The organism is Rhodococcus sp. C3V (assembly GCF_029269915.1).
Taxonomy (GTDB): Bacteria; Actinomycetota; Actinomycetes; order Mycobacteriales; family Mycobacteriaceae; genus Rhodococcus_F; species Rhodococcus_F qingshengii.
Genome location: NZ_JARJBE010000001.1, coordinates 770,412 through 785,451, shown reverse-complemented (window position 1 = coordinate 785,451; position 15,040 = coordinate 770,412). Strand labels below are relative to the sequence as shown.

The window sequence follows — 15,040 nt, the reverse complement described above, 5'->3', positions numbered from 1 at the left end:
AAACTGTTCCTTCACTTGAAAATAGGTAGAAATGGGGGCGCCGCGATCAGTCTGCGTCGACCCAGTCGAGTGTCCGAGTGACGGCTTTCTGCCAGCCTGCATACAGGCGCTCACGCTCGGCCGAATCCATCGACGGCGTCCAGCTCTTGTCCTTCGCCCAGTTGCTGCGAATGTCGTCCTCGCTCTCCCAGTACCCGACCGCGAGACCAGCGGCGTACGCAGCGCCCAATGCCGTGGTCTCCGCAACGACAGGGCGGATCACCTCGACGTCGAGCAAATCGGCCTGGAATTGCATGAGGAGTTCGTTCGCGACCATTCCGCCGTCGACCTTGAGAACCTTCAAGTCGACACCCGAGTCGAGGTTCATCGCCTCGATCACCTCACGACTCTGGTACGCAGTCGCTTCGAGCACCGCCCGGGCAAGGTGCCCCTTGTTCACGAACCTTGTCAGACCGACGATCGCACCGCGTGCATCCGCGCGCCAATGCGGTGCAAACAGGCCCGAGAACGCGGGCACGAAGTACGCGCCACCGTTGTCGTCCACAGAGCGCGCGTTCACCTCGATGTCGGCCGCGTTGTCGATCATGCCGAGGTTGTCCCGAAGCCACTGGACCAGCGAACCGGTCACGGCGATCGATCCTTCCAGTGCGTAAACCGTTGGCTGCTCACCGATCTTGTAACAGACCGTCGTCAACAAGCCGTTCTTGCTCATCACCTTTTCGGTGCCGGTGTTGAGGAGCACGAAGTTGCCGGTTCCGTAGGTGTTCTTCGCTTCTCCGGGCGAGAGGCAGGCCTGACCGAAAGTCGCTGCTTGCTGATCGCCGAGGATTCCGGCGATCGGCACGCCGGACAACGTTCCGCGTTCGCGCACGAATCCGAAAGTTTCGGACGAGCTGCGAATCTCGGGGAGCATCGATTCGGGGATGCCCATGTCGGCGCAGATCGCCGAATCCCAAGCGAGAGTGTCGAGATCCATCAACAGAGTGCGCGACGCGTTGGTGGGGTCGGTAGCGTGCACTCCGCCGTCGACGCCGCCGGTCATGTTCCACAGCACCCAGGTGTCCATCGTGCCGAAGCACAACTCGCCTGCTTCGGCCTTCTCACGCGCGCCCTCGACGTTGTCGAGAATCCACTTGACCTTGGGGCCCGAAAAGTACGTGGCCAACGGCAATCCGGTGACTTCGGTGTACTTCCTGGGGCCGTCTTCGCCGGCGAGTGCAGTACAGATTCGATCGGTGCGTGTGTCCTGCCAGACGATGGCGTTGTAAACGGGCTTTCCGGTTGCTCGTTCCCAGACCACTGCCGTCTCACGCTGATTGGTGATGCCGACGGATGCGATGTCGGCCGCGGTCAGATCTGCGTTGGCCAAGGCGCCCGCGGTGACGTTGCGGACGTTGTCCCAAATTTCGATCGGATCGTGTTCGACCCAGCCTGCCTGCGGAAAGATCTGTGTGTGCTCGTGCTGTTCGACAGCGACTACGTGCCCACTGTGATCGAAGATCATGCATCGCGTGGAGGTGGTTCCCTGGTCTATCGCGGCTACGAACTGCGCCATCGTGCTACCCCTTTGGTGTCGAAGAAAGTGCGAAAGATTTACTGTCAGAGATGATGATTCGCCATCAGGCCGGTATCGTGGCCGGCTCCTCGGCTGCCTTCTCCACCGACTCGTCAGGCAGGAATCGACCAATCAGCTTGTCGTAGAGGAACACCCCGATCGGAGCGCCGATCAGCGGCCCCACGATGGGCACCCAGAAATACAGGCTCCCGTACTGATCTCGCCAGGCGCTGCCGTAACCGGTGAGATACGACGCCAGCCGCGGACCGAAGTCACGGGCCGGATTGATGGCGTAACCCGCGTTGGTCGCCCATGCGAATCCGATTGCCACCACGATCAAACCGACGACGAAGGGCGCAAGATTCGCGAGCGGCGGAGTTCCCCGAGTATCGGTCACCGCAACGATGAGGAACAACAGGATCGCCGTGCCGATGATCTGATCTATCAGCGCTGATCCCAGACTGACCGGGAGCGTTCCGTTTCCGGGCATCGTCGAGAAGATCGTCTGAGTCGCCGTTGTGTGTCCGGGATCGATGGCATTGAGCATGTCGTTGTAATTCCACCGGACGATCAGGGCCGCGACAAAGGCTCCAGCGGTCTGCGCCAGCGTGTAGGGCAGGACCTTGCGCCAGGAGAATCCCCGGAAGATCGCAAAGGCGAAGGTCACTGCGGGGTTCAGATGAGCACCCGTCACCCGGCCTGCGACATAGATGCCGAACATGACGCCGAGTCCCCAGGCCCACGCGATACTGTCGTGTCCGCCGAGACCCCCACCGCTCCCGCCGGACACAACCTGCGCCACAACTCCGACGCCGAACAAGATCAAGATCATCGTTCCGGCGAACTCGGCTGCCAACTCGCCTGGAAGCCCTAATCGCTTGGCTTTCTCCATCCCCACCCTCACTTCGTTGTGATGCATGTCATAGTTCGGATTGCTGCACCCGTAGCGTAAGGCCGTTTGCACATTCACGCATAGCTCGTGCACATATGTGCAAATGCCCCATTTGCGCACCGTAATGCGGGTAACAGACACACTTCTGGGACTTTGCGTGATCGAGCGCCTCGGCCTGGGCCTACTCGGATAAGATTCGGTTCAATGCTCTTGCACGTACGTGCAGACAGGACGAACCCATGGAAACTCCCACTTCGGACTCCGCTACCTCCGATCCGGCGGACCCGCGCATCGCCGACGCAGTTCAGGCCGCACGCCTCTACTACTTCCAGGACCAGACCATGGCTGCCATCGGCCGCGACATGGGGGTGTCCCGATCCACCGTCTCCCGATTGATCACCTACGCGCGCACCTCGGGTCTCGTCGAGATCAAGATCAGCACCCCGCACGGCCAGGCTCCTCGCATCGAACGCGAGTTCTCGGAACGGTACGGAGTGCGCGCCCACGTGGTGACCGTGCCGGAACTGGTGGGAGATCTCGAGCGACTCGAAAAGGTCGCAACCTTTGCAGGACGCCTGCTGGCGTCGTTCTTCGACAGCGACATGGTGATGGGGATCGCCTGGGGAACCACACTCAGTGAAGTCAGCAAGCACCTTGCCCCCAAACGCACGTACAACTCGTACGTCGTGCAACTCAACGGCGCCGCGAATACTCGCACCACCGGAATCTCTTACGCCAGCGACATCATCAGAACCATCGCCGACGCCTACGGTGCTCTGCCACAAGGATTTCCGGTGCCTGCCTTCTTCGACTACCCGGAAACCCGGGAGCAGCTGTGGCGCGAACGAAGCATCAAACGCGTCTTGGACATGCAGAAGCGAATGGACCTGGCAGTCTTCAGCATCGGCGTACCGGGCGGCAACGTACCGAGTCACGTCTACACCGCCGGATACCTCGAACCCGATGAAGCAGAAGCACTTCGACGCGACGGAGTGGTCGGCGACATCGCAACCGTCTTCTTCCGGTCGGACGGGAGCTACCGCGAAATCGAACTCAACGAGCGCGCGAGCGGCCCGCGACTGGACCTTTTCGAGAAGGTCGCCAGGCGCGTGTGCATCGTCGCCGGAACAGCAAAACTGCCGGCCCTGGAGGGAGCACTACGGGGCGGGCTGATCACCGATCTGATCATCGACGACGTCAGCGCCACCGCGCTGGTGTCCTGACCGCTGCACCAGCTTCTCGATTCCGTCGAGAAGTAAGCCAAGCGAGAAACTGAAATCGAAGGCATCGTCGCCGGCGGCCTCACCCTCCGGGCTGCCGTCCTCGAAGCCGCCTTCCTCGATTGCGGCACTCAGGTAGGGGAATCCCTCCCGATTGATGACACGAGCAATGAGAGCGCCGTATGCGACGTCGTCGTCTGCCGACTGCGCTGAACGAGACGCCAGGTCAGCCGAGAATCGAGCGCGGCCGATGACGAACAACGACACGTTGGTCACCACCTGGAACTTCGACGCGGCGCTCAGGGCGACCCCGTCGAGGGCGCTCAGACCCGCGTCGAGCCACGCCATGTTGTTGGGCCCGGTCGGTGGAGCCGTGATGGGCAGCTTGAGCCACCACGGTCGACTCAGCATCGTGGCATACTCCTGATTCGCCCACGCCTCGAGCTTGACGCGCCAGGTCACGCCGTCGGGAATCACCGGCGGCGGCCCGATCACCCGATCCGAAATCAGTTCGATCAGTTCGTCTTTGCTTGCCACGTAGCGGTAGAGCGACATGGTCGTGAACCCGAGCGCTTTGGCCACGCGGCCCATCGACAGAGCGGTGACGCCTTCTGCGTCGGCCAATTCGATCGCGGTGTCGAGAATTTGCTCGAGACTGAGCCCCTTCTTCGGACCCCGCGTTCCCGACTGGTCCAGTCCCCAGGCCAGTTCAACTGCTCTCGGTAGCGCTCCGCGATCCATAAGCTCCCACTCTTCACTCTTGCCATCATCCTAGAACTGTGTACGCTATAAACACGAGTTTATGACATACACAGTTCTTTTGTTGGAGGTCTCGATGTCAGGAACGATCCCCGCAATCTCGGTCCGCGGACTCCGTAAGCACTACGGCGATCAACAGGTACTGGCTGGACTCGACCTGGCGGTCCCGGCCGGATCGGTGTACGCCCTCCTCGGCGCAAACGGCGCCGGAAAGACCACGGCCGTAAGAATTCTCACCACCCTCATCCCCTTCGACGGAGGCGAGGTCATGGTCGCGGGGCATTCACTGCCCGGAGATCCACAGAACGTTCGGCGGCGCATCAGCGTGACCGGGCAGTACGCAGCCGTCGACACCTTGCTGACCGGATTCGAGAACCTCACCCTACTGGGCGAACTGAATCACCTGGACCGGAAGAACTCCCGTCGCCGTGCCGAGGAATTGCTCGACCAGTTCGTTTTGACGGACTTCGGCGACAAACGCGCCGGCAACTACTCGGGCGGCATGCTCAGACGACTCGACATCGCAATGAGCCTCGTCGCCCGACCGGACGTCGTCTTTCTCGACGAACCCACCACCGGCCTGGACCCGCGAAGCCGCCACGACATGTGGTCGATCGTTCGAGGACTCACAGCGTCAGGCGTCACCATCTTCCTCACCACCCAATACCTCGACGAGGCAGACGAATTGGCCGATACGGTCGGCGTGCTGAGCGGCGGCCGCATCGTCGCCGAGGGAAGACCGGACGAACTCAAACGCCTTGTTCCCGGCGGCCACGTCGCACTGCAATTCGAGAACCTGGCCCAACTCGAACTCGCCGCGGCATCACTGCCGCAGGCGCATTCGAATGCCGAGACCTTGACCCTGCACATCCCTTCCGACGGGGCAGTTCCGTCGATCAAAGCGATCCTCGACTCGATCGACGATCCGTCGATCACCGTCGAGAAGTTCTCCGTTCACACTCCGGATCTGGACGACGTGTTCTTCGCGCTCACCGGATCAGGCCAGCCCGAGATTGCGAGCGTTCGATGACCTCCACCATTGCAATCGATTCCGCGGTGATGCTCCGCCGGAATCTCAAACACGTTCTGCGCAGTCCGGATTCGATGATCACCGCGATAGCCCTTCCGGTCATGCTCATGCTGCTGTTCGTCTACGTCTTCGGCGGCGCCATCAACACCGGTAGCGAGTACATCGACTACGTAGTGCCCGGAATCATCCTTCTGTGCGCCGGTTTCGGCGCCTCGACCACCGCGGTCAGCGTCTCGAGCGACATGAAGGACGGGATCATCGACCGTTTCCGGACCTTGGCGATCTCTCCGTCGTCGGTCCTGACCGGTCATGTACTGGCCAGCGTCGTCCGCAACGTCCTGACTACGGCGATCGTGGTCGTGGTTGCGCTGATCATGGGATTTCGCCCGACCAGCGATCCGTTGCGCTGGCTCGGCGTCGCCGCTGCGATCGTCGCCTTCGTCTTTGCCATGTCGTACCTCTCGACAGCTTTGGGACTCTTGGCCCAGAACCCGGAGGCTGCAAGCGGATTCACCTTCGCCATCATGTTCCTGCCCTACGTCAGCACTGCTTTCGTACCGGCTGAGACCATGCCGTCCTGGCTGCAGGGGTTTGCCCGGCACCAACCGGTGACTCCGATCATCGAGACTGTGCGCGGACTCCTGATGGGCACGCCGATCGGGAACAGCGCGGCCATCGCCCTCGCGTGGTGCCTGGGCATCGCCGCCGTGGGATTCGTGTGGTCGAACTGGCTCTACCGACGAAAGACCGCGAGCTGACCACACAAGAAAGCCCCACACCTGACGGTGCGGGGCTGCTTGTGCTGTGCGCCTTTATTAACCGCGGGGGGTTAATAAAGGCGCACAGTGGATTACTTGGCGTCCAGCAGATCGATCACGAAGACCAAGGTCTTGCCGGAAAGCTGGTGCCCTGCACCGGCGGGGCCGTATGCCAGCTCCGGCGGAATGGTGAGCTGACGGCGTCCGCCGACCTTCATGCCCGGGATGCCGTCCTGCCAGCCCTTGATCAGGCCACGAAGCGGGAACTGAATGGACTCGCCACGGCTCCAGGAAGAGTCGAACTCTTCGCCGGACTCGAACTCGACACCGACGTAGTGAACGTCGACGGTGCCACCGGGAACGGCTTCGGCGCCTTCTCCGACAACCAGATCCTTGATGACCAGATCGGTCGGCGCGGGGCCTTCCTGGAACTCGATTACGGGCTTGCTACTCATGGGTCCTCCTCGTTGAGGCGAAAATTGGGGGCAGGGGCTAGCGGGTGGTGATATCCCGATAGTCACGCTCGGTGTAGCCGGTGTAGATCTGGCGCGGGCGGCCGATCTTCGTAGCCGGATCCTCGTGCATTTCACGCCAGTGCGCAATCCAGCCGGGCAGACGGCCCATGGCGAACAGCACCGTGAACATGCGCGGCGGGAAGCCCATCGCGCGGTAGATGAGGCCGGTGTAGAAGTCGACGTTCGGGTAGAGCTTGCGCTCGATGAAGTAGTCGTCCGTGAGGGCGGCCTCTTCGAGTTGCATTGCGATGTTGAGCAGTTCGTCGTCGCCGCCGAGCTTGGCGAGGATGGTGTGCGCGGTTTCGCGGACCAGCGCAGCGCGCGGATCGTAGTTGCGGTAGACGCGGTGTCCGAAGCCCATGAGCTTCACGCCGTCTTCCTTGTTCTTGACCTTGCGGACGAACTCGGCTGCGGTGCTGCCGCTGGCCTTGATCTCGTCGAGCATCTCGAGCACTGCCTGGTTGGCGCCGCCGTGCAGCGGGCCCCACAGTGCGTTGATGCCGGCCGAGACGGAGGTGAACAGGTTGGCGTCCGACGAGCCGACCATACGCACGGTCGACGTGGAGCAGTTCTGCTCGTGGTCGGCGTGCAGGATCAGCAGCATGTCGAGTGCCTTGGCGACCTCGGGATCACCCTGGTACGGCTCGGCGGGGAAGCCGAACGTCATACGCATGAAGTTCTCGACCAGGTTCAACGAGTTGTCCGGGTACAGGAACGGCTGTCCGACGGACTTCTTGTACGCGTACGCAGCGATGGTCGGCAGCTTCGCGAGAAGACGGATGGTGGACAGTTCCACCTGCTCCGGATCCTCGGGATCGAGCGAATCCTGGTAGTACGCCGACAATGCGTTCACTGCGGACGAGAGAACCGGCATCGGGTGAGCGTTGCGCGGGAATCCGTCGAAGAACCGCTTGAGGTCCTCGTGAAGCAGGGTGTGTCGACGGATGCGGTCCGTGAAGGACTCGAGCTGGGCGTCGGTCGGCAGTTCGCCGTAGATCAGCAGGTAGCTGACCTCGATGAACGTCGACTTACCTGCCAACTGCTCGATGGGATATCCGCGGTAACGCAGGATTCCCTTCTCACCGTCGATGTAGGTGATTGCAGAACTGGTGGATGCAGTGTTCACAAAACCGGGGTCAAGGGTGGTGTACCCCGTTGTGGCCAGCAGCTTTCCCAGCTCGATGCCGTCATTGCCCTCTGTTGCCCTGGCAATGGACATCGTGTACTCACCACCGGGGTAAGTAAGCGTGGGCTTTGTGTCATTGTCAGCGGGCACGAAGGATCCCTCTCAAGCTCGAACCAACGAGTAACTACATGCGATCAACTAGAAACTAGTCGCACGGGAGAGATCGTGCCGAAGGAGGGTCGCTCCACGGCTATTTTTCGGGTACTCACGAACCCGACATACCCACCGAAACTGAAACATGTTCCAGTCTGGGCTTTCCCACTCGCGTGACCGGTACTCCAGTCTACGGAATCGCGCATTTACCCACACTGATCTGCAAATCTCGGCTGCAATTCGCAAATGGGAGCAACGTCGGACCTTCCGGACCACTGACACGGGGTACCGAAAACCGATTGTTATCGGCTGATGCCTACTTGGTGTTACACGATCCCACGGTATGAGAGCCGGATCACAGCGCCTTGATGCCCCAGCTACCCGTCCACGTCTGACCCGGATGAAGCACCAGGAGATCGATGCCCGAGTTGAAGGCGTCAGGCGGGCAGGTCATCGGCTCCAAAGCCAATGCGCGGCCGCGATCGGGATACCCCTTGTCGTTGGCGGGATCTGCGATGAAGGCCTGAATCCACGGGAACTCGCGGTTGGTCCACAGGGCAGTGCCCGTTCCATCCGGAGCCAGCAGCTCGTGTTGCGTGCGACCACTGCCGTCGACGACGTCCAATGCGCTGTACGGAGTGTCCAACTGCACCCCGGCAAGCAGTCTCGGTGTCCGGAAGTCGTAGTCCGTACCGGCGACTGCCTGCGAATACGCGTTCGGCAGCATCCTCGCCGGATCGATCGGCAACCGTGTGCCTGCTGCCAGATGCAGAGCACATTCGTCGAGCGGAAAGTCGCCGGCGCGAATGAAGGTGTGCATTCCGAGCCCGAACGGCGACGAGGTCGCACCCTTGTTCGTGGCCGTGTGCGTGACGGTCAGTCCGTCGGCACCGACCTCGTAGGCGACCGTCAGCTGCAACGGATAGGGCCAACCCTTGTGAAGTCCCACGTCGACCGACAGTTCGACGCGCTCGTACGTGTGGTCCACGAGGCTCCAATTGCGACGCCGGACGAACCCGTGGCTCGCGTTCCCCAGCGCAGGTTCGGTGATCTCGAGTTGATGCTCGATCCCGTCGAACATGAAGTGCCCGTCGCGAATTCGGTTGGGCCACGGCGCGAGAACCAATCCGGCCGACAGCGGTGGCTTCGATCCGAGTGCCCAGGTCTCGGTCAGCGCGCGCTGACCGTTCGGTCCTTCGTGATCGAGTAGCCGCAACCCGGCACCGGCCGCGGCGATCTCGGCTCGATAGCCTCCACCACGGATCTCGAACCCTCCCCTACCCGTGCTGTGCGGCGCAGTCATACGTACCAGTTTCCACCACGAGCGACCGGTTAACCAGGACGTCAGACGGCGCGTCCCACCTTGTAGCGAACGAATGCCGGAAATGCGAGGGCAGAAAGGACAACACCGACAATCACCAGGAAGCCGCCGCCCGCTGCCGCGACACCGGTCCCGAACAGGAAGGCTGCACCGCCGTGCAGCACGTCACCGATACGCGGACCACCTGCCACGACCACGATGAACACGCCCTGCAGTCGTCCGCGCATGTCGTCGGTTGCCACTTGCTGGAGCATCGTGCTGCGGAAAGCCGCCGAGACCATGTCGACGGCTCCGCCGAATGCCAGGAATGCGACCGCCACCCAGAGCAGAATCACACTGGAACCGGGACTCGCGAAGTACACGGCAACGCCGAAGCCGACCATGGACAGCCCCCACAGCGCGATGCAGACCAGAACGGCTCGCCCCTGGTACTGAACCCGTGGCAACCAACCCGAGAAGACTCCGCCCAGAACGGCTCCCACCGACATCGCCGCGAACAGCAGTCCCAGCGCAAAACCGCCGCTGGCGGGGTCACCGAAGGATTCGTGAGCGATCTCCGGGAACAGTGCTCGCGACATCCCGAACACCATCGCGATGATGTCCACCACGAACGACGCGAGCAGAACCTTCTGCGTCGCGAGATACGTGAAACCGCCGAGGACCTCGCTCAATCCGGCTCGCCGAGACGTTCCGGTCGGCGGAATCGCCGGGAGCTTCCATACCGCCCACAGTGTGGCGAGAAGAAAGATCGAGTCGAGCAGGTACAGCAGTTGCAGACCGGCCGACGGTATGAGGACACCCGCCAGTAGCGGGCCGGCTATCGCACCGAACTGCACGACAGTCATGTTCAGCGAGTTCGCGGCCGGTAACTGCCTGCCCGGAATCAACCGAGGGATGATCGCCGCTCGCGTCGGCTGGTTCACCGCGAAGAACGCCTGTTGAACCGAGAACAATCCGAGCACCAACCACACGTTGTTCACGTTCAGGGCAGCCTGGATCCAGAACAGTACCGACGTGACGCCGAGTCCGATCGAGGTGATCATCAACAGCCGTCGTCGATCCATGACGTCGGCCAGTGCGCCGCCCCACAGACCGAAAACGACCAGCGGGACCAGACCGAAGATTCCCGTCAGACCGACGTAGGCCGAGCTTCGGGTGATCTCGTACACCTGTTGCGGTACGGCGACCACGCTGAGCTGAGCGCCGATGACGGTGACGATGCCGGCCGTCCACAGCCGTCGATAGTCGCGATTCTCGAGCGGAGTCGTGTCCGCGAGTAGCCGGCTCACGGCTGGAGACGGACGGCGGACCACTGTCCGTCGACCAGGCTCGTGCGAACTCGATTGTGCATGCGGTTCGCGCGTCCTTGCCAGAACTCGACAGACTCGGGCCGAATCAGAATCCCGCCCCAGTTCGGTGGCACCGGAATCTCACCGTCGACGCCGAATCGAGCAGCGACCTCACGCAGTTGCTCGTCGAGATCGGCACGCGAGTCGATCGGACGAGACTGCGACGACGCCCACGCGCCGAGCTGTGAACCGCGAGGCCTGGTTCGCCAATACTCCTGCGTCAGTTGAGCACTCACCCGCTCGGTGGTGCCGCGGACGATCACCTGCCTGGCAAGGGTCAGCCACGTGAAGTTCGCCGACGCGTACGGGTGGGCGTCGAGGTGACGAGCCTTGTCGGATCCGTAGTTGGTGAAGAAGAGGACGCCGTCCTCGCTGAGCCCTTTGCAGAGCACGGTGCGCGACGCCGGACGGCCACCGTCGTCCACCGTCGACAGAGTCATGGCGTTGGGCTCCGGCGCGTCAGCTTCGACGGCGTCCACGAGCCATTGGCGCATGAGGGGCAGCCAACCGGTTTCGACAACCGAAGTATCCAATTCCGCACTCATGCGGTCCTCGACGGACTCCGATTCGCTGCCTGCTTGCGGATAGCCCACACGCATGGCCGCGAGTTCGTTGTCCACCGCCTGCGGGTCCTGACGTTCATTCGACACAGCCGAGAACGCTACTCCCGGGTACTCACTGGCCAACGGCTACGCGGCACGCGCTAAAGTTTGCCGTGGCTAGACCCGACCCGGACCGCGAGCCGCACCAGCGACAGCGCCGAATCGGGACGAGACGATTGCGCAGTACAAAACACGGTGCGTGCTCATCCCTGCGAGCACCGAGGCGCAGTCACTGAAGCTGAGGCAGTGCGACTGTAGACCTGGCGCACTCGAACGAGGAGAGTCCACGAGAATGGCAGCGAGCGCAGCAATACCGGACGATTTTGTGAGCGGACTCGAAGGCGTCGTCGCCTTCACCAGCGATATCGCAGAACCCGACAAGGACGGCGGCGCACTGCGCTACCGCGGAGTCGACATCGAAGACCTGGTCGGCCAGAGGGTCACCTTCGGCAACGTATGGGCCCTTCTCGTCGACGGCCGCTTCGGCCCCGGCCTCCCGCCGGCCGAGCCGTTCCCCCTCCCCATTCACACCGGCGACGTCCGTGTCGACGTTCAGGCCGGACTGGCGATGCTGGCTCCCATCTGGGGCTACCAGCCGCTCCTCGACATCGATGACGAGACCGCCCGCGACCAGCTCGCCCGCGCATCCGTCATGGCGCTGTCGTACGTCGCGCAGTCCGCTCGCGGCATCTACCAGCCGGCAGTCCCGCAGAGCCGCATCGACGAGGCCAAGACCGTCACCGAACGCTTCATGGTTCGCTGGAAGGGTGAGCCCGATCCGGCACACGTCGAGGCAATCGACGCGTACTGGGTCTCGGCAGCCGAGCACGGCATGAACGCCTCCACCTTCACGGCCCGCGTCATCGCCTCCACGGGCGCCGACGTCGCGGCTTCGCTTTCCGGCGCCATCGGCGCGATGTCGGGCCCGCTGCACGGCGGCGCACCGGCCCGCGTTCTTCCGATGATCGAAGAGACCGAGAAGACCGGCGACGCCCGCGCGCTGGTCAAGGGAATCCTCGACCGCAAGGAAAAGCTCATGGGCTTCGGACACCGCGTCTACCGCGCCGAAGATCCCCGTGCACGCGTGCTCCGCGCCACGGCCAAGCGCCTCAACGCTCCCCGCTACGAGGCTGCCGCAGCTCTCGAGCAGGCTGCACTGGCAGAACTGCGTGAGCGTCGTCCCGATCGCGCGATCGAGACCAACGTCGAGTTCTGGGCCGCCGTCATCCTCGACTTCGCCGAGGTTCCCGCGCACATGATGCCCGCCATGTTCACCTGTGGCCGCACCGCCGGCTGGTGTGCACACATCCTCGAGCAGAAGCGTCTCGGTAAGCTGGTACGCCCGGCCGCCATCTACACCGGCCCGGCGCCCCGTACTCCGGAGTCGGTCGAGGGCTGGGACCAGATCAGCCACGCGTAGTACCCCGCTCGAATTCGCCAATCACGGTAGTACAGAACACAAGTGAAGGAACAGAAAGAAGCGATGACCTCCACACCGATCATCCCCGCCGACCTCAAGCCCGCCGACGGACGCTTCGGCTGCGGTCCTTCCAAGGTTCGCCCCGAGCAGCTGCAGTCCCTGGTCGAGGTGGGCGCTTCGGTGTTCGGCACCAGCCATCGCCAGAAGCCGGTCAAGAACGTTGTGGCCAGCATTCGTTCCGGCCTCGCCGATCTGTTCTCACTGCCCGAGGGCTACGAGGTCGTCCTCGGCAACGGCGGAACCACTGCGTTCTGGGATGCGGCCGCATTCGGCCTCATCCGCGAGAAGTCGCTGCACCTGACCAACGGCGAATTCAGCTCCAAGTTCGCTTCGGTCGCCAAGGCCAACCCGTTCATCGGTGACCCGATCGTCGTTTCCGCCGATCCGGGCAGCGCACCGGTGCCGGTCTCCGACCCGTCCGTCGATCTCATCGGCTGGGCGCACAACGAGACCTCCACCGGTGTGTCGATCCCCGTCTCGCGTCCCGCGGGTTCGGAGAACGCACTGATCGCCATCGACGCCACCTCGGGCGCCGGCGGACTTCCTGTCAATGTCGCCGATTCCGACGTCTACTACTTCGCTCCGCAGAAGTGCTTCGCTGCAGACGGCGGACTGTGGATCGCGCTGATGAGCCCGGCCGCCCTCGAGCGCGTCGCGGAGATCAAGGATTCGGGACGCTGGACGCCTGACTTCCTCTCACTGCCCATCGCCGTGGACAACAGCTCCAAGGATCAGACGTACAACACCCCGGCCCTGGCCACCCTCTTGCTCTTCGCCAACCAGATCGAGTGGATGAACAGCAACGGCGGCCTCGACTGGACCACCGCTCGCACCGCGGATTCGTCCTCGCGCCTGTACAACTGGGCCGAGGCCAGTGAGTTCGCAACGCCGTTCGTCGCTGATCCGGCACACCGCTCGCAGGTTGTCGGCACCATCGACTTCAACGACGACGTCGACGCTGCCGAGGTGGCAAAGATCCTGCGCGCCAACGGAATCGTCGATACCGAGCCGTACCGCAAGCTCGGCCGCAACCAGCTGCGCGTCGGCATGTTCCCGGCCATCGACCCCGATGACGTCACCGCTCTCACCAAGAGCATCGACTGGGTCGTTTCTCAGCTCGGCTGATTTTCACATTTGCTTCACCGCTCGGCCCCCGGCATGACGTCGGGGGCCGAGCGTCGTTTGCGCCAGGCCTTGTGAGCTACCACACCGGTGGTCGGATCCGAGGTCATCTCGCCCTGCGTGTCCTGCCGAGTCCATGGTCACGAATGAATTACAGTTGAGCGCGGCGCAAAGTCGCGAGCCGGCGCGATAAGGAGGTCAATGTGCGAGAGCTTCGAGTGATCGGACTTGAACCCGATGGATCGCATGTGGTGTGCGCAGATGCTGAAACCGGCCAGAAATTCCGGCTTCCCGCCGATGACAAACTTCGTGCAGCTTCCCGCGGAGACGTGGCTCGACTCGGCCAGATTGAGATCGAAATGGAAAGCCAACTCCGTCCCCGCGAAATTCAGGCGCGCATTCGTTCCGGTGCTTCCGTAGAGCAGGTCGCCGAAGAAGCGAAGATCCCCATCAGCAAGGTCGAGCGCTTTGCGTACCCCGTTCTGCTCGAGCGCTCCCGCGCCGCGGAAATGGCGCAGGGCGGACACCCGGTGCGCGACAACGGTCCGACAGTTCCCACCCTCTCCGAAATCGTGACCCACGCATTCCGCGCCCGCGGCCACAGTATCGACGAGGCCACCTGGGATGCCTGGCGCGACGAGGACAATCAGTGGGTCGCCCAGCTGCAGTGGCAGGCCGGCCGCACCACCAACGCCGCGCACTGGCGCTACCAGCCCGACGCGCACGGCGGAACGATCGTCGCACTCGACGACGCAGCATTCGACTTGATCGATCCTGACTTCGGTCGCCCACTCCGCGGCCTGGTACCGGTGGTCTCGAACGAACCGGAACAGCTCGAACTGTCCCGATTCGACGTCGAACCGGTGGCGGAGATCGAGCCCGAGCCCGCAGCAGTTTCCGAGCGGACAGCAGTTTCCGAGCGCACAGTAGTCCCCGAGCGGACGGTGGTGGCGGAACGGATCGTGGCGCCCGAACCGATTGCTGTCGAGCCGGAAACCGTCGTCACCGAAGAGGTTCCCGAACCCGCACCGGATGTGACCCCGAAAACCGCTCCGCAGCAGACGCAGACCAAGGACAAGCGCGGACGGCCTGCTCTTCCCTCGTGGGACGACGTACTCCTCGGGGTCCGCAGCAGCGGTCGCTGACCCGAAGGAAAGT

Annotated in this window: 14 protein-coding genes; 6 read left to right on the top strand and 8 right to left on the bottom strand. The window is 63.0% G+C overall.

Annotated elements, in window-relative coordinates; all coding sequences use genetic code 11:
• Positions 1–46: 46 nt before the first annotated feature.
• Positions 47–1,555 carry a glycerol kinase GlpK gene (glpK, locus tag P3G66_RS03905; RefSeq protein WP_003939742.1) on the bottom strand — a complete coding sequence of 503 codons (1,509 nt, stop codon included), beginning with the start codon at positions 1,553–1,555 and terminating at the stop codon, positions 47–49.
• A 64-nt stretch (positions 1,556–1,619) separates the two neighbouring features.
• Entirely contained in the window at positions 1,620–2,447 is an 828-nt protein-coding gene (locus P3G66_RS03900; RefSeq protein ID WP_003940085.1) for an MIP/aquaporin family protein, read from the bottom strand.
• Between the two features lie 239 nt (positions 2,448–2,686).
• Between P3G66_RS03900 and P3G66_RS03895 the strand changes: the two genes are divergently transcribed.
• A complete protein-coding gene (locus P3G66_RS03895; protein WP_003940094.1) occupies positions 2,687–3,670 on the top strand; it encodes a sugar-binding domain-containing protein in 984 nt (327 codons plus the stop codon).
• Here the strand turns inward: P3G66_RS03895 and P3G66_RS03890 are convergent.
• A complete protein-coding gene (locus P3G66_RS03890) occupies positions 3,605–4,408 on the bottom strand; it encodes a TetR/AcrR family transcriptional regulator (RefSeq protein WP_276116205.1) in 804 nt (267 codons plus the stop codon). The genes P3G66_RS03895 and P3G66_RS03890 overlap by 66 nt on opposite strands.
• A 94-nt stretch (positions 4,409–4,502) precedes the next feature.
• Between P3G66_RS03890 and P3G66_RS03885 the strand changes: the two genes are divergently transcribed.
• Both P3G66_RS03885 and P3G66_RS03880 read left to right on the top strand, forming a co-directional pair.
• Positions 4,503–5,456: an ATP-binding cassette domain-containing protein gene (locus P3G66_RS03885; protein WP_276116204.1), complete on the top strand. Its 954-nt coding sequence runs from the start codon at positions 4,503–4,505 to the stop codon at positions 5,454–5,456.
• On the top strand, positions 5,453–6,214 hold the full coding sequence (locus P3G66_RS03880; RefSeq protein ID WP_211920757.1) for an ABC transporter permease: 762 nt from the start codon (positions 5,453–5,455) through the stop codon (positions 6,212–6,214). Before P3G66_RS03885 ends, P3G66_RS03880 begins: the two co-directional genes overlap by 4 nt.
• 92 nt (positions 6,215–6,306) lie before the next feature.
• Here the strand turns inward: P3G66_RS03880 and P3G66_RS03875 are convergent, their stop codons facing one another.
• The 5 genes from P3G66_RS03875 to pdxH form a co-directional block, all read right to left on the bottom strand.
• A complete protein-coding gene (locus P3G66_RS03875; protein WP_003940440.1) occupies positions 6,307–6,669 on the bottom strand; it encodes an FKBP-type peptidyl-prolyl cis-trans isomerase in 363 nt (120 codons plus the stop codon).
• A 37-nt stretch (positions 6,670–6,706) separates the two neighbouring features.
• Positions 6,707–8,005, bottom strand: coding sequence for a citrate synthase (locus P3G66_RS03870; RefSeq protein WP_020908786.1), 1,299 nt, complete (start codon positions 8,003–8,005; stop codon positions 6,707–6,709).
• 358 nt (positions 8,006–8,363) lie between these two features.
• Positions 8,364–9,311, bottom strand: a complete 948-nt coding sequence (locus P3G66_RS03865) for an aldose 1-epimerase family protein (RefSeq protein WP_003939677.1) — start codon at positions 9,309–9,311, stop codon at positions 8,364–8,366.
• Positions 9,312–9,352: 41 nt separating this feature from the next.
• Positions 9,353–10,618, bottom strand: a complete 1,266-nt coding sequence (locus tag P3G66_RS03860) for an MFS transporter (protein WP_021332219.1) — start codon at positions 10,616–10,618, stop codon at positions 9,353–9,355.
• Positions 10,615–11,328, bottom strand: coding sequence for a pyridoxamine 5'-phosphate oxidase (gene pdxH / locus P3G66_RS03855; protein WP_007733483.1), 714 nt, complete (start codon positions 11,326–11,328; stop codon positions 10,615–10,617). The genes P3G66_RS03860 and pdxH overlap by 4 nt, the downstream gene beginning before the upstream one ends.
• A gap of 244 nt (positions 11,329–11,572) precedes the next feature.
• On the opposite strand from pdxH, the gene P3G66_RS03850 reads away from it, so the two are divergent.
• The 3 genes from P3G66_RS03850 (at position 11,573) to sepH (ending at position 15,027) form a co-directional block, all read left to right on the top strand.
• Positions 11,573–12,700 (top strand): citrate synthase 2, encoded by a 1,128-nt coding sequence (locus P3G66_RS03850; protein WP_003940025.1) that lies wholly within the window; start codon positions 11,573–11,575, stop codon positions 12,698–12,700.
• Between the two features lie 63 nt (positions 12,701–12,763).
• A complete protein-coding gene (gene serC, locus P3G66_RS03845) occupies positions 12,764–13,885 on the top strand; it encodes a phosphoserine transaminase (RefSeq protein ID WP_007733484.1) in 1,122 nt (373 codons plus the stop codon).
• A gap of 200 nt (positions 13,886–14,085) precedes the next feature.
• Positions 14,086–15,027 (top strand): septation protein SepH, encoded by a 942-nt coding sequence (sepH, locus tag P3G66_RS03840; protein ID WP_003940223.1) that lies wholly within the window; start codon positions 14,086–14,088, stop codon positions 15,025–15,027.
• Positions 15,028–15,040: the final 13 nt, after the last annotated feature.